The organism is Nocardia sp. NPDC050799 (assembly GCF_040654015.1).
Taxonomy (GTDB): Bacteria; Actinomycetota; Actinomycetes; order Mycobacteriales; family Mycobacteriaceae; genus Nocardia.
The window spans coordinates 27593-54325 of the sequence record NZ_JBFAHF010000033.1; the positions used below are offsets into that span (position 1 = coordinate 27593).

General features: G+C 69.3%; 21 protein-coding genes. 10 read left to right on the top strand and 11 right to left on the bottom strand.

Annotated elements, in window-relative coordinates:
* The first annotated feature begins 11 nt into the window (after window positions 1-11).
* The 6 genes from AB0H42_RS27670 to AB0H42_RS27695 all read left to right on the top strand — a co-directional run bounded on the left by AB0H42_RS27670 (window position 12) and on the right by AB0H42_RS27695 (window position 8807).
* Entirely contained in the window at window positions 12-1163 is a 1152-nt protein-coding gene (locus tag AB0H42_RS27670; RefSeq protein ID WP_357061175.1) for an acyl-CoA dehydrogenase family protein, read from the top strand.
* Window positions 1160-2557, top strand: a complete 1398-nt coding sequence (locus AB0H42_RS27675) for an MmgE/PrpD family protein (protein ID WP_357061178.1) — start codon at window positions 1160-1162, stop codon at window positions 2555-2557. Before AB0H42_RS27670 ends, AB0H42_RS27675 begins: the two co-directional genes overlap by 4 nt.
* Window positions 2554-4671, top strand: a complete 2118-nt coding sequence (locus AB0H42_RS27680) for an acetate--CoA ligase family protein (protein ID WP_357061180.1) — start codon at window positions 2554-2556, stop codon at window positions 4669-4671. Before AB0H42_RS27675 ends, AB0H42_RS27680 begins: the two co-directional genes overlap by 4 nt.
* A 94-nt stretch (window positions 4672-4765) precedes the next feature.
* The gene (locus tag AB0H42_RS27685; RefSeq protein ID WP_357061182.1) at window positions 4766-5887 is read left to right on the top strand and encodes an ABC transporter ATP-binding protein; all 1122 of its coding nucleotides are present in this window, start codon (window positions 4766-4768) and stop codon (window positions 5885-5887) included.
* A gap of 1 nt (window position 5888) precedes the next feature.
* Entirely contained in the window at window positions 5889-7643 is a 1755-nt protein-coding gene (locus AB0H42_RS27690; RefSeq protein ID WP_357061185.1) for an iron ABC transporter permease, read from the top strand.
* Window positions 7644-7673: 30 nt separating this feature from the next.
* The gene (locus AB0H42_RS27695) at window positions 7674-8807 is read left to right on the top strand and encodes an extracellular solute-binding protein (protein ID WP_357061187.1); all 1134 of its coding nucleotides are present in this window, start codon (window positions 7674-7676) and stop codon (window positions 8805-8807) included.
* Between the two features lie 135 nt (window positions 8808-8942).
* Here the strand turns inward: AB0H42_RS27695 and AB0H42_RS27700 are convergent, their stop codons facing one another.
* The 6 genes from AB0H42_RS27700 to AB0H42_RS27725 all read right to left on the bottom strand — a co-directional run bounded on the left by AB0H42_RS27700 (window position 8943) and on the right by AB0H42_RS27725 (window position 14469).
* Window positions 8943-9413 carry a MaoC family dehydratase gene (locus AB0H42_RS27700; RefSeq protein WP_357061190.1) on the bottom strand — a complete coding sequence of 157 codons (471 nt, stop codon included), beginning with the start codon at window positions 9411-9413 and terminating at the stop codon, window positions 8943-8945.
* Window positions 9410-10621 carry an acetyl-CoA C-acetyltransferase gene (locus tag AB0H42_RS27705; RefSeq protein WP_357061193.1) on the bottom strand — a complete coding sequence of 404 codons (1212 nt, stop codon included), beginning with the start codon at window positions 10619-10621 and terminating at the stop codon, window positions 9410-9412. Before AB0H42_RS27705 ends, AB0H42_RS27700 begins: the two co-directional genes overlap by 4 nt.
* A gap of 132 nt (window positions 10622-10753) precedes the next feature.
* Window positions 10754-11641 (bottom strand): MaoC family dehydratase N-terminal domain-containing protein, encoded by an 888-nt coding sequence (locus tag AB0H42_RS27710; protein WP_357061196.1) that lies wholly within the window; start codon window positions 11639-11641, stop codon window positions 10754-10756.
* The gene (fabG, locus tag AB0H42_RS27715) at window positions 11638-12378 is read right to left on the bottom strand and encodes a 3-oxoacyl-ACP reductase FabG (protein ID WP_357061198.1); all 741 of its coding nucleotides are present in this window, start codon (window positions 12376-12378) and stop codon (window positions 11638-11640) included. The genes AB0H42_RS27710 and fabG overlap by 4 nt, the downstream gene beginning before the upstream one ends.
* A gap of 79 nt (window positions 12379-12457) precedes the next feature.
* Window positions 12458-13684, bottom strand: coding sequence for a CoA transferase (locus tag AB0H42_RS27720; protein ID WP_357061200.1), 1227 nt, complete (start codon window positions 13682-13684; stop codon window positions 12458-12460).
* Complete coding sequence (locus AB0H42_RS27725) at window positions 13681-14469, bottom strand: enoyl-CoA hydratase/isomerase family protein (protein WP_357061203.1); 789 nt, start codon at window positions 14467-14469, stop codon at window positions 13681-13683. The genes AB0H42_RS27720 and AB0H42_RS27725 overlap by 4 nt, the downstream gene beginning before the upstream one ends.
* Window positions 14470-14600: 131 nt before the next feature.
* Here AB0H42_RS27725 and AB0H42_RS27730 point away from each other — a divergent pair, with 131 nt between their 5' ends.
* Window positions 14601-15032, top strand: a complete 432-nt coding sequence (locus tag AB0H42_RS27730) for a universal stress protein (RefSeq protein ID WP_357061205.1) — start codon at window positions 14601-14603, stop codon at window positions 15030-15032.
* Between the two features lie 46 nt (window positions 15033-15078).
* Here the strand turns inward: AB0H42_RS27730 and AB0H42_RS27735 are convergent, their stop codons facing one another.
* Together AB0H42_RS27735 and AB0H42_RS27740 are read right to left on the bottom strand one after the other, a co-directional pair.
* A complete protein-coding gene (locus tag AB0H42_RS27735) occupies window positions 15079-16272 on the bottom strand; it encodes an acyl-CoA dehydrogenase family protein (protein WP_357061208.1) in 1194 nt (397 codons plus the stop codon).
* Between the two features lie 193 nt (window positions 16273-16465).
* Window positions 16466-17215 (bottom strand): GntR family transcriptional regulator, encoded by a 750-nt coding sequence (locus AB0H42_RS27740; protein WP_357061211.1) that lies wholly within the window; start codon window positions 17213-17215, stop codon window positions 16466-16468.
* A 225-nt stretch (window positions 17216-17440) separates the two neighbouring features.
* Between AB0H42_RS27740 and AB0H42_RS27745 the strand changes: the two genes are divergently transcribed.
* Both AB0H42_RS27745 and AB0H42_RS27750 read left to right on the top strand, forming a co-directional pair.
* Window positions 17441-19660: an MMPL family transporter gene (locus AB0H42_RS27745; RefSeq protein ID WP_357061213.1), complete on the top strand. Its 2220-nt coding sequence runs from the start codon at window positions 17441-17443 to the stop codon at window positions 19658-19660.
* Window positions 19661-19664: 4 nt separating this feature from the next.
* Window positions 19665-20246 carry a TetR family transcriptional regulator gene (locus AB0H42_RS27750; protein ID WP_357061216.1) on the top strand — a complete coding sequence of 194 codons (582 nt, stop codon included), beginning with the start codon at window positions 19665-19667 and terminating at the stop codon, window positions 20244-20246.
* 145 nt (window positions 20247-20391) lie between these two features.
* Here AB0H42_RS27750 and AB0H42_RS27755 read toward each other — a convergent pair whose 3' ends face one another.
* The 3 genes from AB0H42_RS27755 to AB0H42_RS27765 all read right to left on the bottom strand — a co-directional run bounded on the left by AB0H42_RS27755 (window position 20392) and on the right by AB0H42_RS27765 (window position 23458).
* The gene (locus AB0H42_RS27755) at window positions 20392-21768 is read right to left on the bottom strand and encodes an MFS transporter (RefSeq protein WP_357061218.1); all 1377 of its coding nucleotides are present in this window, start codon (window positions 21766-21768) and stop codon (window positions 20392-20394) included.
* A gap of 208 nt (window positions 21769-21976) precedes the next feature.
* A complete protein-coding gene (locus AB0H42_RS27760) occupies window positions 21977-23149 on the bottom strand; it encodes a class I SAM-dependent methyltransferase (RefSeq protein ID WP_357061221.1) in 1173 nt (390 codons plus the stop codon).
* Window positions 23150-23218: 69 nt separating this feature from the next.
* Complete coding sequence (locus tag AB0H42_RS27765; RefSeq protein WP_357061223.1) at window positions 23219-23458, bottom strand: hypothetical protein; 240 nt, start codon at window positions 23456-23458, stop codon at window positions 23219-23221.
* A 653-nt stretch (window positions 23459-24111) separates the two neighbouring features.
* Here AB0H42_RS27765 and AB0H42_RS27770 point away from each other — a divergent pair.
* Window positions 24112-26649, top strand: a complete 2538-nt coding sequence (locus AB0H42_RS27770; RefSeq protein ID WP_357061226.1) for a hypothetical protein — start codon at window positions 24112-24114, stop codon at window positions 26647-26649.
* The last annotated feature ends 84 nt before the right edge of the window (window positions 26650-26733 follow it).

Below are 26733 nucleotides of genomic sequence, written 5' to 3' on the forward strand. Positions count from 1 at the left end.
GGAACCCCTAGATGGATTTCAGCCTCACTCCCGAACAGACCGCCCTCGTCGAGTCGGTGACCAAACTCGCCCAGCGCGAGTTCGGCGAACGCGCCTTCACGCGCACGGAGTTCGCCTGGGACAGCCTCAAAGTCCTGGCCGAGCACGACCTCACCGGTCTCACGCTGCCCGTCGAGCTCGGCGGACAGGGCGCGTCCCTGCTGGACGCCGTCCTCGTCATGATGGCGATCACCAAGGTGTGCCCGCACAGCGCCGACGCGCTCCAGGCCAGTAATTTCGGTGCCATCCGGCAGGTGGCCAACTTCGGTTCCGACTATGTGAAAGCCGAAGTGCTGCCGCGGTTCCTGGCCGGGGACGCGCTGGTGACGGCCGGGATGAGCGAGCCGGAAGCCGGAAGCGCGCTGACCGACCTGCGGACCACCGCGCGAATCGAGGGCGATCATGTCGTCCTCAACGGCCAGAAATGCTGGAACTCGCACGGGCCGGACGCCACCCACTCGGTGGTCTGGTGCCGCTTCGGCCCGAGTTCCCGGGATATCGGGGCGGTACTGGTCCCGTTCGACTCGCCGGGGTTCAGCCGGGGCAAACGCGAGTACCACATGTCCGGGGAATCGCACTGCCAGCTCTACTTCGACGAATGCAAGGTGCCCAAGGAGTACGTCCTGGCCGACAGCGGGGCGCTGAAGAAAATGCTGTCCGTCTTCGGCGTGGAGCGGATGGGAAATGCCTCGCGAGCGCTCGCGCTCGCGGAGAAGGCATACGACATGGCGGTCGAGCACGCGTCGACCCGGACGCAGTTCGGGAAGAACCTCTGTGAGTTCCAGGGCCTGCAGTGGAAGTTCGCCGATATGAAGGTCGAGCTGGATGCCGCCAAGATGCTGCTGCTGCGCGCGGTGGCAGGCGCCGACGCCGGCACCCCGGACTCGAACGAGGCGGCGATCGCGAAACTGCACGCCAACCGCACCGCCTTCGCCGTCGCCAACGAGGCCATGCAGGTCTTCGGCGCGAGCGGCTACTCCCAGGAGTTCCCGCTGGAGTACATCGTGCGGCGTACCCGCGGCTGGATGATCGCGGGCGGTTCGGTCGAAATCCTGAAGAACACCATCGCCCAGTCGATTTTCGGGCGCCGTTTCGACCAGCGCGCCGGGGCGGTGGCCCGATGAGCACCGCGGCACAAACACGCAAGGCCACCTCGCTGGACGGCGCCACCGACGCCCTCGTCGCCTGGGTGGTCGACTCCGCCACCGCAGAACTGCCCGCGACGGTGGAGCACCATGTGCGGCGACTGCTGGTGGACTATCTGGCGGCGGTGGTGCCCGGGTCGGCCACCGATGTCGCCCGCGCGGTCGCCGGTCACGTCGCGGCGACCTACGGCGGGGCGGGGGCCACCGCGGTCGGCCTCGGCCGGGTCTCCGCGCCGGGCGCCGCACTGCTCAACGGGACCAGCTGCCACAGCCTCGAGGTGGACGACGGCTACACGCCGGGTTCGGTCCATCCCAGCAGCGTCGGCTTCCCGGCGGTACTGGCCGCGGCGGAGGCGCTGGGCAGCGATACCGTGACCACGACGCGGGCCCTGGCGGTGGCACTGGAGGCGATCTCGCGGCTCGCGGCGGCGGGTCACCCGACGACCTGGCGCAACCACTTCCACAACACACCGCTGGCGGGTGTGCTCGGCGCCACCTGCGGGGTCGCGGTGCTGCACGGGCTGGACGCCGACCGCGTCCACGACGCCCTCGGTATCGCCGCGTCGCACGCCGGTGGGCTCTTCGCCTTCCTCGGCAAATCGGCCGAGGTGAAGCGGGTCCACCCGGGTAAGGCCGCGCGGGACGCGATAGCGAGTGTCGAGCTGGCGGCGGCCGGGGTGACCGGTCCCCGTTCCATCCTGGAGACGCCGCACGGTTATGTGGACGCGTTCGCCGCCGGCGGCTTCGACGCGGGCGTCCTGCTCGACGGGCTGGGCCGGGACTGGGTGGTCCTGAACTCCTACGTCAAGCCCTACCCCTCGTGCCGGCATCTGCACGGTCCGCTCGACGCGGTCCTGGCGTTACGCGCCGCGCAGCCGATCGGCCTCGACGAGGTCGCCGGGGCGACCGTACGGACCTACACGGTCGCCTCCCATCACGCGGCGACCGTCGTGGACTCGCTCCTGGACGCCCAGATGAGCATCCCGTTCGCGCTCGCCACCGCCCTGGCCCACGACGAGGTCGGCCTGACCGAGTTCGGCGAGCAGGCCCGCCGGGACCCCCGGATCCGCGACTTCGCCACCAGGGTCGAGGTCGTGGCCGACGCGCAGGCGGACCGGGAATACCCGCGGCTGCGTCCCGCCTCGGTGGAGCTGCGGCTGCACGACGGCCGGGTCCTCTCGCACCGGGTGGAGACCCCCTACGGGGAGCCCGGCAACCCGGTCACCGACGCGGAGATGACGGCCAAATTCGTCCGGCTCGCCGGGCCCGTCCTCGGGACCGGGGTCGCCGAGAAGCTGGCCGCCGATCTGTGGGCGTTCGAGTCCCTCGACGTCATCTCCCGCACCGACTCGTACGTGAGGAAGCAGCCATGACGCAGTCGACCGACCAGGTCGTCGAGGCGCGGATGCCGGATCGGGCGGATCTGGGCCGGGCACTGCTGGCCCCCCGCTCGGTGGCGATCATCGGCGCGTCCGACGACGTGCGTAAAACCACCGCCCGACCGCTGCGGTTCCTGCGCCGGCAGGGCTTCGCCGGTGCGGTATACCCGGTCAACCCGCGCCGGGAGACGGTGCTGGGGGAGCAGGCCTGGCCCGATATCGCCGCCCTCCCGGAGGTACCCGACCACGTCTTCATCGTGGCCGACACCCGGCTGGTCGTCGAAGCCGTCCGGGACTGCGGCCGGGCGGGTGTCCCGCTCGTCACGGTGCTGTCCGGCGGTTTCGGTGAACTCGGCGAGGGTGCCGAGCGGCTGCGTGCGCTGCTGGCGGTGGCGGCGGAGTACGGCGTGCGCGTCATCGGCCCCAACAGCATCGGCGTCGTCAACCCGCGCAATGGGCTGATGCTCACGGCCAACGCCGCCTTCGCGGAGGAGGGGATCCCGGTCGGCTCGTCCTTCGTGGCCTCGCAATCGGGCAGTGTCATCGGCGCGCTGATGACGCGCGCCAAAGCCCGCGGACTGGGTTTCTCCGGCTTCGTCTCCACCGGCTCCGAGGTCGACCTGACGTTGGGGGAGATCTGCGCGGCGACACTGGACGACCCCGAGATCGGCTCGTACACCCTTTTCATGGAGTCGTTGGAGCACGCGGCGGACCTGGCGGCCTTCGCGGTCGACGCGGCGGCCCGCCGGAAACCGGTCACCGTCTACAAGCTCGGCCGCAGCGATGCCGCCGCGGCACTCGCCGTCTCCCACACCGGCGCTCTCTCCGGTGCGGACGACGAGGCCGACGCGTTCTTCCGGGCCTGCGGTTTCGCCCGGGTCGACAACTTCGAGGCGCTGATCGAGACCGAAGCACTCCAGCGCCGCGTCGGCCCACCCACCACGGCAGCCGGCCGCCGGGTGGCCGTTATCACCTCCACCGGAGGTGGGGCGGCGATCCTGGTGGACCAGCTGGAGACGCTGGGCGTCGCGGTGACCCGGCCGAGCCGGAAAGTTTTCGCCCGGCTCGAGGAGCTGGGACTCGACGTGGCGGAGAGCCTGATCGTCGACCTCACCCTCGCCGGCACCCGGCACGATCTGGTCGACGGGGCCCTGCAGGTGCTCCGGGCGAGCGGTGAGTTCGACCTCGTACTCTTCGTCATCGGCTCGTCGGCGCGGCTCAACCCGGAACTGGCCGTGAGCGCGATCGCCGAGCACGCCGCGGGCCCGGTCCCGGTGGCCGCCTGGGCCCTCCCGGACGCACTGGAGTCGGTCCGCCGGCTGCACGAGGCGGGCGTTCCGGCGTTCCGCACCGCGGAGGCGTGTGCCCAGGCCGTGGCCGCGACCCTGGGCCGCCGAGCGGTGGACCCGGCGACTTTCCGGGCGCGGCGGACCGAGCTCCCGGCGGACACCCACGGCCTCGACGAGGCCTCCTCGGCGGCGGTCCTCGCGTCCCTCGGCCTCCGTTTCCCGGTCACGACGACGTGCGGCGTGGACGGCGTGCCCGAGGTCGAGCCGCGATTTCCCGTGGTGGTCAAGGCACTCTCCGATCGGTTGCCGCACAAGTCCGACGCCGGGGCAGTGGTCCTGGGCGTCGAGGACCGGGCCGGGCTGCGCGCGGCGGCTTCCACTATCGTCGCCGCCGTCGCGGACTACGACGCCACGGTGCCGGTCGACCGTTTTCTCGTGCAGGAGATGATCGAGGAGACGGTGTTCGAAGCGTTGGTCGGCTACCGGGTGAGTCCGACCGTCGGACCGCTGGTCCTGCTGGCCGCGGGCGGCGTGTACACCGAGATCTACGAGGATTCGGCGCTGCGGCTGGCGCCGGTCACCGCGGAAGTGGCCCGGGAGATGGTGGACGAGGTCAAGGCGACGGCGATCGCGCGGGGTTTCCGTGGTAAGCCCGAGGGTGACCTCGACGCCCTGGTCGACGCCGTGGTCCGCGTCTCGCGATTGGCGGCGGAACGACCCGACGTGGTCGAGGCCGAGGTCAATCCCCTCGCGGTGCTTCCGCGGGGCCGGGGCGCGATCGCCCTGGATGCTCTCGTCCGCCTGTCCCAGGAGAGGTGAGCCCACCCGTGCCCCCATTCCCCTCCCGCCCCCGACCGTCGGCCGGCCGGCGACTCTGTCCAAGATTTCATCCCCGCAGGAGCCAGTGATCCCCATGGACGTGCGCATCGACGACCTCTCGCTCACCTTCGGTGAGTTCACCGCCGTCAGGCATCTCGACCTCCACATCCAGGACGGCGAGTCCCTGGTGCTGCTCGGGCAGTCCGGGTGCGGCAAGACCAGCACCATGCGCTGCGTGGCCGGTCTGGAAGACCCCAGCAGCGGCACCATCGGTATCGGGGGCACGACGGTCTTCGACGCGGGACGGAAGGTCAACCTCGCGCCGAACAAGCGCAATGTGGGCCTGGTCTTCCAGTCCTACGCCGTATGGCCCCATATGACCGTGCTGGACAATGTGGCCTTCCCCCTCGAGATGAAGAAGCGCCCGAAGGCCGAGCGGCGGGCCAAGGCGCTGGAGACCCTGGAGCTCGTCGGCCTCGCGCACCTCGCCGCGCGTGGCGCGAGCATGCTGTCCGGCGGGCAGATGCAGCGGGTCGCCCTGGCCCGCAGCCTCGCCATGGAACCGGCGGTGATGCTCCTCGACGAGCCTCTCTCCAACCTGGACGCCCGGTTGCGGGAGGACCTGCGGGTCGAGTTGCGCCGACTCCAACTGGAACTCGGTCTCACCTGCATCTACGTCACTCACGACCAGGGTGAGGCGCTGGCCCTGGCGGACCGGATCGCCATCATGCAGGGCGGCCGGATCTCCCAGCTGGCAGACCCGCAGGACACCTACCGGGCCCCCGCCTCGGCCTCCATCGCGGCATTCCTCGGCGTCTCCAACATTTTCCCGGTCCGGCCGCCGACGGGAAGCTCCGACCGGCTCCGGCTCCGGGAGCACGACCTCGAAATCGCTTTCGGCACGGATCTTCCGGGCGATACGAGCGACCTGAGTGTCTGTATCCGGCCCGAGCATGTGCGCCTCGGCCCGGTCGACGACCGGGACTCGGCCCCGGAACGGCCGAACACCTGGCTCGGCACGGTCGAGATCAGCGTCTTCCAGGGGTCGTTCGCCCGGTGCTCGGTGCGGCTGGACGCCGGACCGGTGATCGAGGTACAGAGCTACGAGGAGACGGCCGGTCTGCTCCGCAAGGACGACCGCGTCGTGGTCGCGGCCGATCCCAAGTATGTCCGGGTCCTGCCCGGTGAGGTGCCCACGCCCGGAGAGGAATCCTGATATGGCGCTCATGACCTCGGCCCCCGAGGCGCAGCTGCCTCCCGGGCAGAAGCCCGCGATCGCGGGGCGCTCCACCCTTCCGTGGCGGAAGAGATGGCTGCCCTCGGGCGCGCTGCTGGTGGTGCTCGCGGTGCTGATCGTGCTGCCCGCCGCGCTGGTCCTGCTCGCCGCCCTGAGCTCGAGCGTGCCGCGTCCGGGAAACATCGGCTTCGATCTGACCCTGGACAACTTCCGCATCTTCTCCGCACCCCAGGTGCAGGAGGCCTTCGTCAACTCACTGGTGCTGGCCGTGAGCGCCACCGTGCTCGCCTGCGCGATCGGCGGCGGCCTGGCCTTCCTGGCGGCCCGCTCGGATATTCCGTTCCCGAAGTTCGTCTACCTGATCGGCCTGATGCCACTGTTCCTGCCGTCCTATGTGGGCGCCCTGGCCTGGTCGATTCTGGGCAGCCCGGTCGCCGGTCTCCTCAATATCGCCCAGCGTGACGTCGGGTTGTCGGTGCCGTTCGACGTCTACTCGCTGCCCGGGATGATCTTCGTCTTCGCGATGTACTACTCGCCGTACACCTTCCTCCTGGTCCACGGCGCGATGTCGATGATGAGCCCGGACCTCGAGGAAGCCGCCCGTATTCACGGCGCGACACCGCGCCGGATGCTGAGCCGGGTCTCCTTCCCACTCGCGCTGCCCGCGCTGATCGGTTCGGCGATCCTCACCTTCACGCTGATCTTCGAGAACTTCCCGGTGGCCCAGGTCCTGGGGACGCCCGGTGGGGTCGATACGCTGCCCACCTTCATCTTCCGGCTGCTCAACGCCACCCCGTCGCGAGGCAACGAGAGTGCCGCCATCGCGGTGGTGCTGGTCACGATCGTCGTCCTGGTGACATGGCTGCAGAACCGGGCACTCAGGAAACGCTCTTTCACGACCGTCACCGGAAAGGGAGTGCGGCAGAAGAAGTTCGCCCTGGGCCGGGCGCGTATTCCGGTCTTCCTGCTCACCTTCGGCTTCTTCGGCCTCTCGATCGTCCTGCCCATTCTGGCGCTGCTGGTCGCCGCCGGCCAGACCTCGCCCTACCTGACCTCCCTGAGCCAGCTGACCGCGTCCGGCGGGCTGGACTTCAGCTCCTTCGGCGAGGTCCTGGGGTCGTCCGGGTTCCGCGCGGCCGCGTTCAACAGCGCGGTGGTCAGTGTCTTCGCCGCTGTCGCGGGCACCGTCCTGGCCTTCCTCTGCGGCTATGTGGTCTATCGGTCGAAGGCATCCGGGCGGACCCTGGTCGAGACCGTGTCGATGATGCCGCTGGCCATCCCCGCGGTGGTTCTCGGTATGGGGCTGCTGTGGACCTGGCTGGTGCTGCCCGTACCGCTCTACGGAACGCTCGCCGTGCTGGTCGTGGCGTTCCTGGCGGTCCAGGCGCCGCAGGGTTTCCGGGGTGTGGCCTCGTCCATCATGGCCACCGACCGCGACCTCGAGGACAGTGCGGTGATGCTCGGCGCGCGGCGCACCACGGCCGTCACCCGCATCACGGTGCCACTGATGAAGGTGGGCCTGCTCTCCACGTTCCTGCTGCTGCTGATGCTCAGCATGCGTGAACTCACCGTGCCGCTGTTCCTCTACACCAGCGAGACCGAGATCCTCTCGATCGCCATCTACGACGCGTTCGAGAACGGTGGCGCGCTGCGGCAGGCCGCCGCGATGAGCGTGATCTACACCGCCTTCATGTTCGTCCTGTCCTATATCCCGCGCCGACTGGCCCGCCAGTGACGACGACCGCTTCGAGAAGGAATTAGAACCATGAAGCTCACCCGATGGGGCGCCGCCGTAGCCGCCCTGCTCCTCAGCGCCTCACTCGCCGCGTGCGGCGGGGGTGCGGGGAGGACGGATGACGTGGCCGTCGCCGCGGCGATGCTGCCGATGCCCGTGATCGACGACTCCGCCGGGCTCGTCGTCCACGGCGAAGAGATCGCCGACGCCGGACTGCTGGCGGCGGCCCGCGGGGAAACGCTCAACTGGTACACGGCGTCGGGCGCGGAGAGCGCCGGGCTCACCGCGGCCCGGTTCGAGGCCGAGACCGGGGTCCACGTCAATATGACCCGGCTGCCGTCGGGCAAGCTCAACGAGCGGGTGCTCAGCGAACACGGCGCCGGCCGCCTGTCGGCCGGGGTGGTCACCATCACCGACCCGATTCTCGCCGAGGGCTTCGCCGCCGCGGGTGTCTTCGCCCCCTACCGGACACCCACCTACGACAAGCTGGCCGAGATGGGGGATGTGGTCTGGAAAGACGGTGAGTACTACACCGTCTACTACTCGGCCTACGCGTTCGCCTACAACGACCTCGCGGTCGAGAAGGACGACGCCCCCGCCGCCTGGGAGGACCTGCTCGACCCGAAGTGGAAGGGCAAGGTGGGCGTGGTGAACGCCGGCGCCGGTGGCACCGTGCAGGGCCTCGCCGATTTCCAGGAGCGCGTCCTGGGTGCGGACTACTGGAGCGGTCTCGCCGCCCAGGAGCCGCGGATCTTCGACACCACCTCGGTCCAGCTCGACGCACTGGCCCGCGGGGAGATCGAGGTGGCCACGATCGGCTTCAACAGCACCTACGGTGCCGAGGAGGCCGGAGCTCCCATCGAGCTGGTGGTCCCGGCGAAGGGAGTTTCCGGCACCTTCAATATGCAGGGATTGACCGCGGCGGGTGCGAACAGCCCGGCGGCGCGGCTCTTCATGAACTGGACCATGTCCCGCTCCGGCCAGGAGTTCGCGGCGGCACAGGGTTTCGTGAGTTCCCGCACCGATATCGACCAGGTCCCGACCGGTCAGTACCAGTTGCCGAAGGCCGATGACGAGGGCTTCGTGGTGTACACCCCGGAGGACGCGCGGACCCGCGGCCGCGACATCGTGGCCCGCTGGAACAAGATGTTCGCCTTCGGCTGACGACCCGGCACGCGAAAGAATCGGCCCCGGCTCGTGTTCACACGGTCGCCGCAACCTCGATGAGGGAGGTTGCGGCGACCGTGCCTTGTCCGGGGTCGGCCTCTTCCCCGTGGACGGGGAGTGCGGAGGGCGTCTTCAGGTGAGCAGGACCAACGACATCTTGCGGGCCACGCAGGCCGGCCGCTCACTCCCGGCCAGGTCCACAGTGAAATCGATGGGCACCAGCAGTGCGTCCGCCCGGGGGATCACCTCGGCGACGGTGCAGCGCAGCCGTACCTCGCTGCCGACCGGGACAGGGCTGGGGAAGCGCACCTTGTCCAGACCGTAGTTGAGCCGGGCCGTCCCGAGGCGGAACTCGTAGAGGTCCTCGGCGAGGGCGGAAATGAGGGAGAGCGTCAGGTAGCCGTGGGCGATGGTGCGGCCGTACGGGCCCCGGGCGGCACGCTCGGCGTCGACGTGGATCCACTGGTGGTCCCCTGTCGCGCGGGCGAAGAGGTCGATGCGCTCCTGGTCCACCGTGACCCACGGGCCCGGGCCGAGCTCGACACCCACGAGCGTCTCGAGCTCGGCCCGGGTGCGGACGACGGCGGGCCCGGCCGCGCTCATACCGTGACCCGTTCGACCACGGCCGCCAGCCCCTGGCCGCCGCCGATGCACAGGGTGGCGAGGCCGTAACGGCCGCCGGTGCGGGTGAGCTGGCGTGCCAGGGTGCCGACCAGCCGCGCTCCGGTGGCGCCCACGGGGTGGCCCAGGGAAATACCGGAGCCGTGCGCGTTCACTCGCGCGCGGTCGCTCTCGCTCAGCTTCCACTCCTGCAGCACCGCGAGGGCCTGGGCCGCGAAGGCTTCGTTGAGCTCGATCAGATCCATATCGGCCGGCGTGAGTCCGGCGCGCTCCAGGGCGGCCGCGGTGGCCGGCACCGGACCCATACCCATGGTGCGCGGGGGGACACCCGCCACGGCCCAGGACACCAGCCGGACCAGCGGGCGCAGACCCAGCTCGGCCGCCCGCTCCGGCGTGGTGACCACGCACAGCGCCGCGGCATCGTTCTGTCCGCTGGCATTGCCCGCGGTGACCGTGGCGTCGTCGAGGGTCCGCCCCATGATCGGCCGGAGCGCGGCCAGGGATTCCGGGCTGGTGTCGGCGCGCGGATGTTCGTCGGTATCGACGACCGTCGCGCCGCGCCGCCCGGGCACCGTCACGGGCACGATCTCCTCCGCGAACACCCCGGATGCCTGGGCGGCCACGGCGCGGCGATGGGATTCCAGCGCCAGCGCGTCCTGCGCTTCGCGAGTGATGCCGTATTCGCGCCGAACGTTCTCCGCCGTCTCGATCATCCCGCCGGGGACGGGATAGTCGGGTCCGCCGGCCGTGGTGCGGGCGCGGGCCAGCCCATCGTGCATCGTCATCCCGCTGCGGGCTGCGCCCCAGCGGGCGTCGGTGGTGTAGAACGGCACATTGCTCATGCTCTCGGTGCCGCCCGCGACCACCACCCGGGCCGCTCCGGTCTGCACCATCATCGCCGCGTTGAGGATCGCCTGGAGACCGGAGCCGCACCGACGGTCGATCTGCTGACCCGGCACCGTGACCGGCAGGCCGGCGGTGAGAGCGACCACCCGGCCGATTGCCGGTGCTTCACTGTTGGGATTGCAGTTCCCCAGGATGACGTCGTCGACGGCATCGGCCGGCAGGCCACGCGCGACGAGTTCACGGAGCACAGTGACTCCCAGATCCACCGCGGTCAGCGGACGGAAGGCGCCACCGTACCCCCCGATGGGGGTGCGCAGTGGCTCACAGATGACAGCCTCGTTCACGATTCTCCTCTTGTGCAGGGTTCATGCGGTTCGCGGAGGCCGGAGCGAAGGCGGAGGTATCGCATCACGATTCTCCTCTTGTGCGGGGTTCATGCGGTTCGCGGAGGCCGGAGCGAAGGCGGAGGTATCGCATCACGACTCTCGGGGATGGTTGCTCGGCCGGGTCGGTGCGGGGTCGAACTCGAGGCGGGCGTGGACGCGGGACCCGGGGGAGACGACCTCCAGCACCGGGCTCGTCCCCGGCCGCGCCACCAGCTCCGCCGGCTCGCCGCAGAACAGCGGGGCCAGACCACGGTGCCGGAGCGTCCGGGGCGGGGCGCCGCCGGCGCGCCGGGCCGCCTCCGCCAGCGCCACCGCCATGAGCGGGCCGTGGACGACCAGGCCCGGGTAGCCCTCGACTCCGGTCGCATAGGGCCAGTCGAGATGGATCCGGTGCGGGTTGGCGGTGAGCGCGCTGAACCGGGCCAGGTGCACCGGATCGGTGCGCAGGTCCCACCTCGTCTCACCTTCCTCGGTGCTCCGGAGTGGACCGATCAGCTCCGCGGTGAGTGGCGCGGGCGCGGGCTCGACGGTCACCGGCTCCTGCCGCGTGCCGGTGTAGACGATGTGCTGGATCTCCTCCAGGAGCAGGGTGCCGGTCCGGTCGTGCACCCGGACGGTCAGGTCGACCAGGATCAGGGGGCCGGTGCGGCCGTCCCGCTCCCGCGGTTCCGAGGCGCGCGAGGTCACGGCGACCTCGGCGCCCACCGGTAACGGAGCGTGAAAGGTGAGGCTGCCGCCGCCGAACATCCGCCGTGGCAGGGCGACGTCCGGCATGATGCCGGTCCCCCGGCGGGGATGCCCGTCCGGTCCCAGCGCGTGGGGGGCCGGCCACCGGGAGAGTGTGGCCCAGTGCCACAGGGGTGGCAGTGGAGCGCCTGCCCGCAGGTCCAGGTCCGTCGCACCGAGCAGGCCGGCCAGGCCGGCCGCCGCGACCGGGTCGACGACGCGGTCGACGACGCTCTCCCGCGGCGCGCTCACATGAACCGCCCGCCGGTCACCTCGGCCACGGTGCCGGTCATATAGGAGGACAGGGACGAGGCGTAGAACAGGGCGGCACCGGCGACCTCGTGCGGCTCACCCGGCCGCTGCATCGGAATCTCCGCCATCTTCTGGTCCCACGCCTTCTGCGGCATCGCCTCGGTCATCGCCGACCTGATCAGCCCCGGCTGGATCGCGTTGATGCGCACTCCGTGGTGTGCCATCTCCTTGGCCGCCGCCTTGGTGAGCCCCACGATCCCGGCCTTGGCGGCCGAGTAGTTGGTCTGGCCGACCATCCCGACCTTCCCGGACAGCGAGGAGATGTTGACGATCGCGCCCGACTTCTGTTCCCGCATCCGGGCCGCGGCCAGCCGGGTGCCGTTCCAGGTGCCCTTCAGGTGGACCTGCACGACGAGGTCGAAGTCGTCCTCGGTCATGGTGCGCATGGTCGCGTCCCGGGTGATACCGGCATTGTTGACGAAGATGTCGAGGGAACCGAAATCGGTGACGGCCGTATCGACCAGGGCCTGTACCTGTGCGGCGTCGACGACATCACACCGCACGGCGCGGGCCCGGTCGCGGCCGAGCTCCTCGACGGCGGCCCGCGCGGCGGCTTCGTCCAGGTCGCCGATGACGACCCGGGCGCCGTGCTCGAGGTACAGCCGGGCGATGGCCAGGCCGATGCCCTGGGCGCCGCCGGTGACGACGGCGGTCTTGTCGGTGAGGAGCGCGGTCATGAGGGGCCTTCCTGTCGGTGCTGCGGAGGGTAAGTCGGGGCGGAGCGGAGGGCGGGTTCGACGATCGGAGGTGACTGCGTCATGAGGGAGAAGCGCCCTCCGGGCCGCATTCCACCACCCGGAGGTCGTGCAGGCGGCCGATCTCGTGTCCGGCCAGACCCAGCTCTCGTGCCAGCACTTCCTCGGTGTCGGCGCCGAGGCGTGGAGCGGATACGGGAGCCGCGAGGCGGTTTTCCCAACGGAGCGGATTCCCGGTGGCCAGCATCTCCCCGATCCCGGGTTGGTCGACCGGCCGCGCCACCGAACCCGTATCCGCGCGGGCCAGCGCGGCGGCCTCACCCATCGACCGGTAGGGACCCCACAGCACCCGGGCCCGGTTCAGCCGGTCGGTCAGCTCGTCGAGGGAGCGCGCCGCGAACCAGGGACGCAGGATCGAGGCGATGGTCTCGCGGAGCTCGTAACGCGCGGACTCGTGCCGCAGGTCGGTGTCGAGTGCGGTCTCGAGGGCCGCGAAGACCGGCGCGGTCCCGGTGACCTCGCAGAGTGCGCGCCACTGCCCCTCGGTCAGGGCGACGACCATGACGCGCCGGCCGTCGGCGGTGGCGAAGTCGGTGCCGAAACTGCCGTAGAGATGGTTGCCGTGCGGCGCGCGGTCCCCGTGCTGCTCGGCCTCGGACAGCCAGCCCAGCGCTCCCACCGCGGACAGGGCCACGTCGGCCAGCGCGATGTCGAGGCGCGACCCCGCACCGGTCTGCTCGCGCCGGCTCACCGCGGCCAGTACGCCGAGAGCGGCGGAAGCGCCCGTGAGCAGGTCCCAGGCCGGCAGGACATGGTTGACCGGTGCCGCGGGACCGCCCGGTCCCGTCATGTCCGGGACGCCGACTGCGGCGTTCACCGTGTAATCGACCGCGGGACGCCCGTCGGGGAACCCGAGCACGTGCACCGAGATCGCGTCGGGGCGCCGACCGGTGAGATCCTCGTGGGTCACCCGGTGCCGCCCGGCCACATTGTCGACGAGGATGCCTGCGCCCGGTCCAGGCCTGGTGCAGAGCGCCAGCAGCAGTTCTCGTCCCTCCGGTGTGCGGTAGTCCAGCGCGACCGACCGCTTCCCCTTGTTGAGGTTTGCCCAGTAGAGGCTGGCACCGGTGTGGGCCAGCGGCCAGCGCAGGTGGTCGCTGCCGCCACCGGGGAGGTCGACCCGGATCACCTCGGCCCCCAGCTGCGCGAGGTTCATGCCGCAGGAGGGTCCGGCTACGAAGGTGGCGCATTCGACCACCTGGAGATGGGTCAGGGGGGTGGTGCTCATGAGAAGCGTGGCTCCCGTCGTTCGAGGTAGGCCCGCCGGCCTTCCTGTGCATTGGTCCCGTGATTCGCCAGGGCCATGGCGGTGCGTTCGTTGGCCAGGAACTGGGCGAGGTCCGCGCGGTCCTGGGCGAGCAGTGACTTGGTGACGGCGTTCGATTGGGTCGGGCCGGCCGCCAGCACGGTGGCGAGCTCGACGGCCCGCGCGGTCGCGCTTCCGGACGCCACGGTTTCCGTGACCAGCCCCGCCGCTCGGGCGTCCCGGGCGGTGAGCGGCTCGCCGAGGAAGAGGTGGGCCGCGGCGCGCTGTTGTCCCAGCCGGCGCGGAAGGTGGTAGGCCGTCCCGGCGTCGGCCGTGAGGCCACGGGCGGCGAAGGGGGCCTTGAAGTAGGCGTCATCCCCGGCGACGACCAGGTCGCAGGCGAGGACGATGCCCCAGGCGGCACCGATCGTGTACCGCTCGACGGCGGCGACGATCACCTGGTCGGCGCGCACCATGGATGTCACCAGGTCGTGGATCAGAGCCAACCGTGCCGCGGGGGCGAGTAGGCCGTCCTCGGGCCCGGGCATCGATGCCACATCGCCTCCGGACGAGAAGAATTCGTCGCCCCCGGTGATGACCACGGCCGCGTCCCGGCGTCGGCCGGCGTCGGCGAGACCGGCTCGCAGCAGCTCCACGGTGGGTGCGTCGAGGGCGTTGCGGCGGTGTGGGCGGTTGATTCTCAGGACGGTGACCCCGGGGCCCGGTTGCTCCTGATGAACGGGTGCCTGAGCTGTCTCGGAGGTCATAATCTATAGAAAATATAGTATGACTCAGTATTCTGTCGAGAGGTCGTGCGGCTGTCCGGCGTGGTACTCCCGGGCAGGCGCCGGGTACGGCATCGCCCGATGCCGCGAAGAGCAGCGAGAAGAGGTACGGGATGAAGACGATCGTCACCGGTGTGGACGGCAGCCCCACCGCAGCGCGTGCGGCGGAGCGGGCCGCGCGGTTGGCCGAGGCGCTGGGCGCCGAACTCCACGTGGTCTGCGCGTACGAGCGCCTGGAGATCGAGCGGTTCCGGCAGGGCAGCGATGAGCTCGTCCGGTCGACCGAGGACGAGGCCCGGCGCACGGCCGTCGAGGTGGTACGGGCCCTGCAGGCGCAGCGCCAGACGATCGTCCTGCACGCGCACGCGATCCAGGGGCAGCCCGGGGAGGTGCTGGTCCGGGTCGCCGAGCAACGCGCCGCGGATCTCATCGTCGTCGGCAACAAACGGGTCCAGGGCTTCGCCCGCGTCCTCGGCAGCATCGCGCGTGATGTGGCGAGCCGGGCGCACTGTGACGTCTATGTCGCGCACACCCGCGAGCGTTGACGCGTGGATCGGTCGCCGGACGAGGGGGTTCCGGCTCGGCGCGGGCCTAGATCCGGTAGTCCGCGAGCAGCGCGCGGCCGATGATCATCTTCTGGATATCGGAGGTGCCCTCGCCGATCAGCATGAAGGCGGCCTCGCGGTAGAGGCGCTCGATCTCGTACTCCTTGGAGTAGCCGTAACCGCCGTGGATGCGGAAGGAGTCCTGGACGACCTCGTTGCAGTACTCCGCGGCGAGCATCTTGGCCATACCGGCGCCCACGTCGTTGCGTTCGCCGGTGTCCTTGAGCCGGGCGGCCTTGACCATCATCGCGTGGGCGGCCTCGACCTTGGTGGCCATCTCCGCGAGGCGGAACAGGATCGCCTGATGATCGGCGATCCGCTTACCGAAGGTCTCGCGCTGCTGAGCGTAGGCGATCGCCAGTTCGAAAGCCCGCAGCGCGATTCCGCAGGCCCGGGCGGCGACATTGACGCGGCCGACCTCGACACCGTCCATCATGTGGTAGAAGCCTTTGCCCGGCACCCCGCCGAGGACCTGGCCGGCCGGAACCCGGTGACCCGCGAAGACGGCCTCGGTGGTGTCGACCCCCTTGTATCCCATCTTGTCGATCTTGCCGGGGATGGTCAGGCCCGGGGCGGTCTCGCCGTAGCCGGCCTCCTTCTCGATCAAGAACGTGGTCAGGTTCTTGTAGACGCTGTCGGCGCCCTCGTCGCTCTTCACGAGCACCGCGATGAGGTTGGATGTGCCGCCGTTGGTCAGCCACATCTTCTGGCCGTCGATCGTGTACCAGCCGTCCTCGCCCAGGACCGCCCTGGTCTTGATCGCGGCGACATCCGAGCCCAGGCCGGGCTCCGACATCGAGAACGAGCCCCGCACCTCACCGGTGGCCATTCTCGGCAGGTACTTCCGCTTCTGCTCGTCGGTACCGTGCCGCATGAGCATGTAGGCGACGATGAAGTGGGTGTTGATCACGCCCGAGACGCTCATCCACCCGCGGGCGATCTCTTCGACGCACAACGCGTAGGTCAGCAGCGACTCGCCCAGTCCGCCGTACTCCTCGGGGATCATCAACCCGAAAACGCCCAGCTCCTTCAGCCCGTCGACGATTTCCTGCGGGTACTCGTCGGCGTGTTCGAGCTCGGTGGCCACCGGGAGGATCTTCTTCTCTACGAAGGTGCGGACCGTTCTGATGATCTCGGTCTGGTCCTCGGTCAATCCGTCGGTGCTGCACAGCCGGCTCATAAGACGTCCTCCTCGCTCTGCGACCGTGCCTCGCGCGCGATCTGGACCGGGGCCGGGCGATCTGTTCCCGAGTCCGGTCGTGGCAACCATTAAGTCCGGTCATTTCTATCATAAGTACGTACAAACAGAACGGCTCGAGGTATGAATAAAGCGCGCCTCCAGCGTTGTGGAAGCGCGCTACCGGGGTGGAATGTCAGGGCGTGCTGCGGCGCAGCGTCACCCGATAGGTGTAGTGCTCGGGCAGGAAGTAACTGACCGACAGGTCGACGGGCCGGCCGGTGGCGTCCGAGTAGAGCCGGTCGACCCGGAGCATGGGATGGCCCTGCTCGCACCCCAGCCCGGCCGCGACTTCGCTGTCGGCACCGGCCACCGTGATCGACTGCGCGGCTTCGACTATCGGGCTGTCGAGACGGGGTTCGAGCAACCCGATGACGGTATGGGAACTGGCCCCGCCGGCAGCCACCTCGGCGAGGCCGGCGATGTGCTTGCCGACGTTCTCGGGCAGGTGCACCGTGGTCAGGACGAACGGAACGCCTTCGTGTATGCGGCGGAAGGCAACGGTGTAGACGATGTCGGTATCGAGTCGTAGCCTGCCGGCGGCCTCGATATCGACGCGGCGATGCAGCGGTGTGAGCACCTCCATGGTGGTGTCGGAGGACAGGTTCATCAGGTCCTCGATCGAGCCGTGATGACGCAGGTAATGGCCCTCGGACTCGGTGACGAACGTGCCGCGGCCGGGTACGCGATAGACCGTCCCGTCGGCGACGAGATCCTGGAAGGCGCGGCGCACCGTCTGGCGGCTGACCCGATACCGTTGCGCGAGTTCCGCTTCGGTCGGAAGTTTGCCGCCGCCGCGATAGTCGCCCGCGGCAATACCCTGGCGCAATTCCCGGGACACCGTCTGATGTGCCGGTTCCGCGGCCCGCTCCCGGTCTGCCTTCATGCTCTCCTGCCCTCTGGATCCGGAATACGCCCGACCTGCCCCGCGAAGGAGCCGGTGTTTCTCCCGCGTCGCCGGTGTGCGGCTCGCGTGGCACGCCGGGGACAACGGTAGTGCCCGGGCCGGGCCGACTCCCATCGTGGATGGATTCCACCGGGTTGGCATTGCCTCGCTCTAAATTGGTAGTTACTGTCATAAGACAGTAACTACCAATTTCGAGAGGCTGTCATGTCGACCCTGCTGTATCGGATCGGGCGGTTCAGTTTTCGCGCTCGACGACTCGTGGTCCTGTTCTGGGTGCTGCTCGTGGCCGCCCTGGGAGTAGGGGCCGCCACCCTGGCCTCCCCTTCCGCGACATCCTTGAGCCTGCCCGGCACGCAATCCCAGGAAGCTCTCGATCTGCTGGCGGAGCGTTTCGCCGAGGTTCCGCTGGACGGCGGGTCCGCCCAGATCGTCTTCGTCGCCGAGAACGGCACGGTGACCGATCCCGCGCTGCGCCGGCGGATCACCGAGGTGGTCGACGCCGCCGCGGGGGCCGCCGAGGTGGCGGCGGTGCGGACCCCGTTCGACAGCGGCCTGATCTCGGCGGATCGGCGGATCGCCGTCGCCGACGTGACCTACGCGGTGTCCTTCGAGGCAGTGCGTGATTCGAGCCGCCAGGAGCTCATGGATCTGGTCGAACGGAGTGGTTCGGCCGACCTGCGGATCGCGGTCGGCGGGGATGTGATGGAGCTGATGCCGGATGTGAGCAAGGAACTCGTCGGATTGCTCATCGCCGCAGTGGTTCTGGTGATCACCCTGGGATCGCTGGTCGCCGCGGGGATGTCGCTGGTCACCGGGGTCACCGGCGTCGCGGTGGGCCTCCTGGGGATCCTCGCGGCCACCGCCTTTCTCGACCTCGGCGTCACGACCCCGATCCTCGCGCTCATGCTCGGTCTCGCCGTCGGCATCGACTACGCGCTGTTCATCGTCTCCCGCTACACCCATGAACTGACCCGGAACCCCGATCCCGAGGAGGCGATCGGCCGGGCGGTGGGCACCGCCGGATCCGCTGTCCTCTTCGCCGGCCTGACCGTGGTGATCGCGCTGCTCGGGCTCGGCGTCGTCGGGATCGGGCTGCTCACCGAGATGGGGGTTGCCGCCGCGGTGACCGTGGTCATCGCGGTGCTGGTGGCCGTCACCCTGCTGCCGGCGCTGCTCGGGTTCGCCGGGCGGCGGGTGTTGCCGCGCGGCCGGCGCCGGCAATCGACCGAAGATGCCCCGCCCGCCGCGACCGGCCGGCGCACTCTCGCGCAGCGCTGGGCGACACTGACCACCCGGCGGCCGGTGACGACACTGACCGTCGCGCTGCTCGGACTCGGTGTCCTGACGTTTCCGGCGCTGGATCTGCGCCTCGGCGTTCCGGACCAGGGCACCTATCCCGAGCATTCGACGCAGCGTCAGGCCTACGACGCGGTAGCGGAAGGATTCGGCCCGGGATTCAACGGCCCACTGCTGGTGGTCGCCGACCTCACCGGCGCGCCACGGCCCGAGGACGCCGCGCGACGGGTGCACGCCGCCCTGGCCGTAACCGAAGGGGTCGCCATGGCCGCACCGCCCGAATTCAACCCGGCCGGCGATACGGCCATCATCGGAGTCGTCCCGGCGAGTGGACCCGACAGCGAACAGACCGAGCAACTGGTTCAGCGGCTGCGCGGCGGTGTCGCCGACAGCGTCGCCCAGTTCGGCACCCGGATCGCGGTCACCGGAACCGCCGCCGTCATCATCGATTTCAGCGACCGGATGGCGGACGCCCTGTGGATCTACCTCTTGGTGGTGGTCGGTCTGTCGTTCCTGCTGCTGATGACGGTTTTCCGCTCGATCGTCGTACCGCTGAAGGCCACGGTGGGTTTCCTGCTCACCGTGGCGGCGACCTTCGGTGTTCTGGTGGCCACCTTCCAGTGGGGTCACCTGGAATGGCTGGGCATCCGCGATACCGATGTCGTGGTGAGCATGCTGCCGATCTTCATTATCGGCGTCGTATTCGGGCTGGCCATGGACTACGAGGTGTTCCTGGTGACCCGGATGCGGGAGGAGTATGTCCATGGCGCCTCGGCGGCCTCGTCGATTCGAGCCGGTTTCGGCCACGGCGCCCGGGTGGTGGCCGCGGCCGCGATCATCATGGTGAGTGTGTTCGCCGGGTTCGCCACCGGCGAGGCCAGCGATATCGTGCAGATCGGTGTGGCGCTGGCGGCAGCGGTCGCGGTCGATGCCTTCGTGGTGCGGATGACCATCGTTCCGGCGGTTCTCGCGCTGGTCGGGGACAAGGCCTGGTGGTTGCCGGAGTGGTTGGACCGGATACTGCCGAACCTGGACGTCGAGGGAGAGAAGCTGGGCGGGGCGCCGGAACCCGACCCTGCCGACGCGCACCACCGCGTTGTTGCACCGGCGAAAGGTTCGGCAGTATGAAGCCATGAGCACCGGCGGGCTGCGAGAACTCAAGAAGAAGCGGACGCGTGAAGCCATCCAGGATCACGCACTGCGCCTCTACCGGGAAAAGGGGTACGCCAACACCACGCTCGAGGAGGTGGCCGCGGCCGCCGAGGTCTCGCCGAGCACGCTGTTCCGTTATTTCCCCACCAAACCGGATACGGTGCTCTTCGACCGCGTGGACCCCATCTTCCTGGACAAGTTCCTCGCCGAACCTGCCGATCTATCGCCACTCGAGGCCGCACGCAACGCGCTGCTCGCAGTACTCGACAGCGCACATGTCGACATGGCCGCGGTGGAGACCACTCGGATGAGACTCATCGCCACCGTGCCCGAACTGCGTGCCGCCGTGGCGCACAAGGTGGAGACGGATCTGCCGCCGTTCATTTCAGCCGTCGCCCGGCGGACCGGCCGGAAACCGGACGATCCGCGGGTCCGATACTGGACCGGGGCGATAGCCGGTGTAGCAGTGATGGCCTATCTTCGCGCGATCGACAACGATGAGGACATCTACGCTGTTGTCGACGAGGCACTGGAGTTCCTCGAGAACGGCATGCCACTCTGACTCGGGAAAGCCGGGGACGAGTGGCCGCCCGCCCTCCCGAACCACGGCGGCCCCCGTCACCGACGGGGGCCGCTCGGCTACATCCGGACGCGGGCCGGGGTGGTTGCCACCGCAGTGCGCGCCGGTGCGTCCGGGTATCGCGGGATCACCGGAATGCGCGCCCTTGTTCTCTGTCCAGTGCGGTCTCGGTCTTGTTCTTCAGTACGAAGAGGTAGACGACCAGCGAGATACCGATGACGACCGTCACGTACCCGATGAACCACGGCACCTGTCCGCCGTTCTTCGCGGCCTGGTAGATCATCGGGGCGGTACCGCCGAACACCGAATTGGCCAGGGCGTATCCGATACCGACTCCCAGGGCCCGGATATGTGAGGGGAACAGTTCGGCTTTGACGATGGCATTGATCGACGTGTAGCCGGTGAGCAGCACGTAGCCGACGCAGGTCACCACCAGTGTCGCCGCCACCGAGGTGGCGTCCTGGAGGAAGGTGATGAGGAACCAGGTGTAGAGGACCCCGCCGATGCCGAAGAACACCAGGACGGGTTTGCGGCCCACCTTGTCGCTGATCAGCCCACCGACCGGCTGCAACAGCATGAGGAAGACCAGCCCGGCCAGGTTGATATAGGTGGCGGTCATACCCTGACCTTCGAATGCGGTCTTGACCATGGCCGGGGCGTTCACGCTGTAGGTGTAGAACGCGAGCGTGCCACCCATGGTGACCAGGAAGCACACCAGCAGCGGCCGCCAGTACTCCGCCAGCAGTACGCGGAGGGAGCCCGATTCGGAGTCTTCGCCGCGCCGGACCGCGTCGAGCTGTTCGGTGGTCAGCGATTCGTCCATGCTCCGGCGCAACCAGAACACCACGACCGCCGCTACACCGCCGATGAAGAAGGCGATACGCCACCCGAAATCGGAGATCTCCGCCTTGTCCAGGAACACCTGTAGCACCAGCAGCGTGAGCTGGGCGAGCACATGACCACCGATGAGGGTCACGTACTGGAACGACGAGAAGAAGCCGCGGCGTTCCCGGGTGGCCGCCTCGGACATATAAGTGGCCGACGCACCGTACTCACCGCCGGTCGCGAACCCCTGAACCAGCCGGCACAGGATCAGGATCACGGCCGCACCCACGCCGATCGTCTCGCGTCCCGGCACGAGCGCGATCACCAGCGAACACGCCGCCATCAGCGAGACGCTGAAGGTGAGCGCCGCGCGCCGGCCGCGCCGGTCGGCGTAGCGGCCGAAGAACCACGAGCCGACCGGACGCATGAGGAATGTGACGGCGAAGATCCCGTACACGTAGACGGTGGAGTTCTTGTCCGCCGAATCGAAGAAGTGGCTCTCGAAATACGAGGCGAACACGGTATAGACGTAGACGTCGTACCACTCGACGAGGTTGCCCGACGATCCGCGCAGTGTGTTCCAGACCGCGCGGCGCGTCGCCGCCGGCGACGACGTCGGTTCGGTGGTCGGTGGCCGGCCGTCGGGGACGGCCGGACCCGAGGTCTTGGTTTCGGACATAAGTGATCCCTCTCGTTCACCCGTACACGGAGTGCGCAAGGACCGGAATCCCGCGCGGCTCCGCACTCAGTGTGCAGGTAGGGGCCACGGTCCGGAGGCGGGGTCCGAGATTTTCGCCTTCAGGAGCTCGTGCACCGGCCCACCCTGCATGCCCGAGCCCGTCCGATGGAGCTGCCCGGCGCCGGCTCACCCGGCAGGAGCCACGACCCTACGATCGCGGCGGTCGAGTACCCGGCCGGGAGTTCCGCACCAACCGCCACAGCGACGTGACCTCGGACCGCCGGGCCTCGTGCAGTGGGTCGGTGGTATCCGAGGCCCGGGGATGCCGCGGCGTGGTGTCGTAGCGGTCCGCCACGCGAAGACCGGCCGCGGCGATGCGGGCGAGAAGCTCGTCGCGGGTCCGTAAGCCGAGCCGCTCGGCGAGATCCGACAGGACGAGCCACGCCTCACCGGTCCCGGTCAGGTGGGCCGGGAGGCCGTCCAGGAAGCGGTGCAGCACATCGGATCCGCGGTCGTAGATGCCCAGCTCCAGCGCGGAGGTCGGCTCCGCCGGGAGCCAGGGCGGGTTGCACACGATCAGATCGGCTTGCCCGCTCGGCCACAGGTCGGCCTCGAGGATCCGCACGTGGTCGCCGAGGCCGAGCCGGCGCATGTTCGTACGTGCGCAGGTGACGGCGCGGGGGTTGATATCGGTGGCCACCACCCGGGCGCCCCGGCGGGCGAGGACGGCGGCGAGCACTCCGGTGCCGGTGCCGAGGTCGAACACCAGCGGCTGCCCGGCACCCGCCGGGAACGGCGCCCGAGCGACCAGATCGACGTACTCGCCGCGCACCGGTGAGAAGACACCGTAGTCCGGGTGGATGCGCGCGCCGAGCGCGGGAACATCGACACCCTTGCGATGCCACTCGTAGGCGCTGAGGACGCCGAGGAGTTCGGGCAGCGACACGCAGATCCGCTCGTCGGCCACCGGGCCACCGGTGGCCGCGCCGTATGCGTGGTCGCAGGCCGGCCGTACATCCGGTGCGCGCCGCAGCCGCAGCGAGCGGTCGCGCTCCAGTACAACCAGCAGCCTGCCGAGCAGTTCGGCTCGTTCGGCCCGTGCGGCACGGTGGTCGTAGAAGAGAGCGGCGGGGTCGCTTCCGGCCCGCGTGGCCCGCGGAACCCGTTGCCAGCGGCGGTCCACGGCCCGCACGATCTGGCGGGCATTGTGGAAATCGCCCTGCCAGAGTAGCCCCGTGCCCGCTCTCACCAGGCCGTACGCGGCCTTCGCGGTGATGCGATCGTCCACGGCGACGACGCGTTCGGGGGCGGGGGTGGCATTCTCGGAATGCCACCGGGCGGAAAGAGACGATCCGTGTTCGGTCCAACCGATCGTGGACATGACGTACTCCTGTGGGAAACGAAGGTGCCTGCGGGGCGGCGACGCTTCGACGCAGGGGTACGGCAGGGATCAGCCGCTGATCAGCACGATGACAGGCCGGATCGCTCCCACGTCGAAATGCGGAAGCGGCGATCGCCGAGCACCATGCCCACGACCACGGTCGATTCCTTTCGTGCGGTCTCCCAGCATCGCACAGGCACGCTGCCACACCGCACTCGGTGGTGTCGTCATGACCGTTGCCGTGAAGAGGAATTCCGGCGGATGTGCCGCCGCCTTGTCGATCGCCGCGGCGGCGGGCTTCCCTGCCATGCGACCACCTGTGTGTTGGAGTTGGTTATGGACTGTTCGAACAACGAACAGGTACCGACCTCTGGGGTCGTGGTGTTGCCGGTCGCCGGCAGATCAACCCGGGTTCGCATTCCCATAGTTGAGGAGCCGACCGCGATACGGTTAGCGTTGTTCGGTCGACAACCAGGGGAAAGTTATATCGGTCGACTACTACGGGTGATCTGGAATCATGCTGACCGGTACCACATCGTCGAGTATGTCAGTACGCTCGACATCCTGACCGGTTCCGGCCCGACCAGAGAACAGCGGTATCAGTACAGGAAGTGTTGATATGAACCGTGTTTCGTGCCGTAGCTGTCCGATTCGGCGTTCGGCTGTCGGATCGCACGAAATCGCTGTGTGCCACAGTGGGGCGCCACGTTTCTCGCTCGAGCGAAATCTCTGCCGAGTTACCTCATCCGAAGCGCCGTTGTCCGGTTGGTGAGCGACTGGTGTCGATAGCGAGTAGCGTGGCGCGACTGTCCCGGCGTCTGGTCGATGCGACCAGCGAACTCGGGGAGGGGCTTTCGCGCCCGATGCGCGCCATCGCGGACAGGGAGACCAGGGGCGCCGACATATTCACAGACGCCGGCGACCCGGCGCGGATTCGAAGAGCACTCGGTGAACGAGCGAACTTGTCCGACGCGAGTCCGGCACACCAGGCAATCATCGACCTCACCCGAGAGGTCACGATTCGGGGTCAGCTGCGGGAGCTGGAGCGACGCCGGTGGACGCTCGCGCAACGGTTGGAGGAGCGACCGGGGTCACGCGGGCTCATGCGGCGGCTCGAGCGGGCCGAGCAGGACCACTCGGCGCTCACGGACGCGATGAACAGGCTCAACGCACATCGGGAGGCCGAGGGCCGGCCGCCCTGGGTGCCGAACCACAGTGAGCGCGACATTGCGGAATTGCGAGTCGCGCAGAACAGGGTGCACGACGGGAGACGCGGCCTGCAGGAGCTGCAGGCACGACGGAACGAACTCCGGGCCCAGCGGGATGAGCTGCGCAGACAACAGCAAAGGGAGTGGAACGACACCACTCCGGACGGCACCGACGACCGGAGCGGTGTGACAGCACAGCCGCGATGGGATGTCCTGGAAAGCCGGTACAGCGACCAGGAAGCACGGGTGCTGCCGGATCTGTCCGGGGCGCGGAACAACGCCCATTGGATGGCGGAAGAGCTGACGAGGGAACAGCAACGAGTGGGGCGGGAGATCCAGGGGCTGGAGCGTGACGTGACGAGAGAACAGGACCGTCTGGACACGGCGCGGGAAAGGGCACACGGCCGGGCCGAGGCGGAAGAACAGGCCCGCGTGGAAAGAGAGGCGCGGGAGCAGGCACGCCTCGAGGAGGAGCGGCAGCGACGCCTGGACGAGGAGGCGCGGGAGCAGGCACGCCTGGCCAGGGAGGCGGAGGAACAGGCCCGCCGGGATGGCGAGGCGGACCGGCCGAGCCGGCGGGGCGAACGGGACGAACTGTTGGTTATGCATGAGCCGGGCCTTCCCGACCGCAATCGGGCCGGCGCGGATCCGGATGCCGGTAGGCGTGGAGGTGCGCCGGATGGCGGTAGGCGTGCGGATCCGGATGCCGGCGGGCGTGCGGATCCGGATGCCGGTGGGCGTGCGGACGAGCCGGATCGTGGCAGTGGTTCGGGGGCGGGTGCTGGTTCGGGGGCGGGTGCTGGTTCGGGGGCGGGTGCTGGTTCGGGTGCTGGTGCTGGTTCGGGGGCTGGTGCTGGTTCGGGTGCTGGTGCTGGTTCGGGTGCTGGTTCGGGTGCTGGTGCTGGTTCGGGTGCTGGTGCTGGTTCGGGTGCTGGGGCCGGTTCGGGTGCGGGGGCCGGTTCGGGGTCGGCAGCCGGCAATGGTTCGGGTTCCGGCCGGACCCTCAAGATTGTCGGTGGCGTTGCCGTCGGCGCAGTCGCCGTGGGTGCCGGTCTATACGCCATCGACGCTCTTTCGGACTCGGATTCGGGCTCCGACTCGAGTACGGGTTCGGAGGATGCGGCTTCGGGTTCGGGGCACTCGGGTTCGGAGGATGCGGCTTCGGGTTCGGAGCACTCGGGTTCGCAGGTTGCTGCCGCGGCGCCGGCCTCGGGTTCGCAGGTTGCTGCCGCGGCTCCGGGCTCGGGTTCGCAGGTTGCTGCCGCGGCTCCGGGTTTCCGAGCCGCCGCGGCGAATTCCGGCTCGTGGGGGGCCGCGGCGGGTTCGAGCCCTGCGGGTGTCGTCACCACCGGTTCTACCGGTGCCGATCCCGGCCTCGGTGCCGACACAGGTCTCGCCTCGGGCACCGGTTCCGGCGGCGACACGTCGGACGACTCGGTGGCGGAGATTTCCCGCGCGCAGGCCGATCCGCCGTCTCAGGGGAGCATCGGGATGGATCAACTGTCCGCGGCGGTTCCGCAGGGTGGGGGGCAACCATTCGATCCTTCCAGTCTGCTGATGCCCTTGATGATGTCGAATCTCCAGGATCCCGGCCTCGCCGACAGCGGCCCGGGCGCGGACCTGGAACCCGATCGCGAGCGGTATCACGATGCCGGCCCGCAGCGGGGAGGTCCGGCTGCCGCCCCGCAGCCCGCTCAACCGACGGTCACCACGCCCGCGGTTCAGCACTCGCCGGGCGAGGCGACAGCGGCGCCGGATCCCGGACAGCAGGATGACGCGAACGCACCGCGGACGGTCGCTCCGACCGGCGAAAAGGCGCGTGACGAGGACGGACGGATCCCGTACACCCATAAGGCGGACGACGTCACCGAGCAGGTGTGGCCGAGTGTCGCCGCCGCTTACGAAGCGGCGTACAGCAACGCGGGTGGTACCGATGGGAAGGCCGCCTACGCCGGTACGGACGCCGAGTGGCTGGACGAGAAAGCCTTGGAACCGGTCGACCCGAGCGATCTGGCGAGCGGTGACCTCATCACCTTCGACGACGGATCGGCGGTGGTACGGGTGCAACGTGAGGAAGGCGATCCGGAAGGTGGCATCGTGGATGTCATCATCAAGGGGAAGTTGACGCCGGTTGCGGATGTGATGGCCGATGGCGCCGGTGAACTCGGCTGGTTCGCCGGTTTCCGGCGTCCGCCCGGTATCGAACCGCCTGGACCGGCGGAGAAGAGCGCCGGTGTTGCCGACCCGGGGCCGCCGAGTGACGAGTCCGGTGACGCGACCATGCCCGTCTGATCGGGAACCCGCGCTGCCGGCCGCTGTCGCCGGCAGCGCGGTGATCGGCCCATCCGGCGCGCATCGAGGACCACCGATGCCTGC

Bases quoted from the DNA above. Each gene is read 5' to 3' on its own strand.
- AB0H42_RS27670 (WP_357061175.1), top strand. From the start codon at position 12: ATGGATTTCAGCCTCACTCCCGAACAGACCGCCCTCGTCGAGTCGGTG.
- AB0H42_RS27675 (WP_357061178.1), top strand. From the start codon at position 1,160: ATGAGCACCGCGGCACAAACACGCAAGGCCACCTCGCTGGACGGCGCC.
- AB0H42_RS27680 (WP_357061180.1), top strand. From the start codon at position 2,554: ATGACGCAGTCGACCGACCAGGTCGTCGAGGCGCGGATGCCGGATCGG.
- AB0H42_RS27685 (WP_357061182.1), top strand. From the start codon at position 4,766: ATGGACGTGCGCATCGACGACCTCTCGCTCACCTTCGGTGAGTTCACC.
- AB0H42_RS27690 (WP_357061185.1), top strand. From the start codon at position 5,889: ATGGCGCTCATGACCTCGGCCCCCGAGGCGCAGCTGCCTCCCGGGCAG.
- AB0H42_RS27695 (WP_357061187.1), top strand. From the start codon at position 7,674: ATGAAGCTCACCCGATGGGGCGCCGCCGTAGCCGCCCTGCTCCTCAGC.
- AB0H42_RS27700 (WP_357061190.1), bottom strand. From the start codon at position 9,413: ATGAGCGCGGCCGGGCCCGCCGTCGTCCGCACCCGGGCCGAGCTCGAG.
- fabG (WP_357061198.1), bottom strand. From the start codon at position 12,378: ATGACCGCGCTCCTCACCGACAAGACCGCCGTCGTCACCGGCGGCGCC.
- AB0H42_RS27720 (WP_357061200.1), bottom strand. From the start codon at position 13,684: ATGAGCACCACCCCCCTGACCCATCTCCAGGTGGTCGAATGCGCCACC.
- AB0H42_RS27725 (WP_357061203.1), bottom strand. From the start codon at position 14,469: ATGACCTCCGAGACAGCTCAGGCACCCGTTCATCAGGAGCAACCGGGC.
- AB0H42_RS27730 (WP_357061205.1), top strand. From the start codon at position 14,601: ATGAAGACGATCGTCACCGGTGTGGACGGCAGCCCCACCGCAGCGCGT.
- AB0H42_RS27735 (WP_357061208.1), bottom strand. From the start codon at position 16,272: ATGAGCCGGCTGTGCAGCACCGACGGATTGACCGAGGACCAGACCGAG.
- AB0H42_RS27740 (WP_357061211.1), bottom strand. From the start codon at position 17,215: ATGAAGGCAGACCGGGAGCGGGCCGCGGAACCGGCACATCAGACGGTG.
- AB0H42_RS27745 (WP_357061213.1), top strand. From the start codon at position 17,441: ATGTCGACCCTGCTGTATCGGATCGGGCGGTTCAGTTTTCGCGCTCGA.
- AB0H42_RS27750 (WP_357061216.1), top strand. From the start codon at position 19,665: ATGAGCACCGGCGGGCTGCGAGAACTCAAGAAGAAGCGGACGCGTGAA.
- AB0H42_RS27755 (WP_357061218.1), bottom strand. From the start codon at position 21,768: ATGTCCGAAACCAAGACCTCGGGTCCGGCCGTCCCCGACGGCCGGCCA.
- AB0H42_RS27760 (WP_357061221.1), bottom strand. From the start codon at position 23,149: ATGTCCACGATCGGTTGGACCGAACACGGATCGTCTCTTTCCGCCCGG.
- AB0H42_RS27765 (WP_357061223.1), bottom strand. From the start codon at position 23,458: ATGGCAGGGAAGCCCGCCGCCGCGGCGATCGACAAGGCGGCGGCACAT.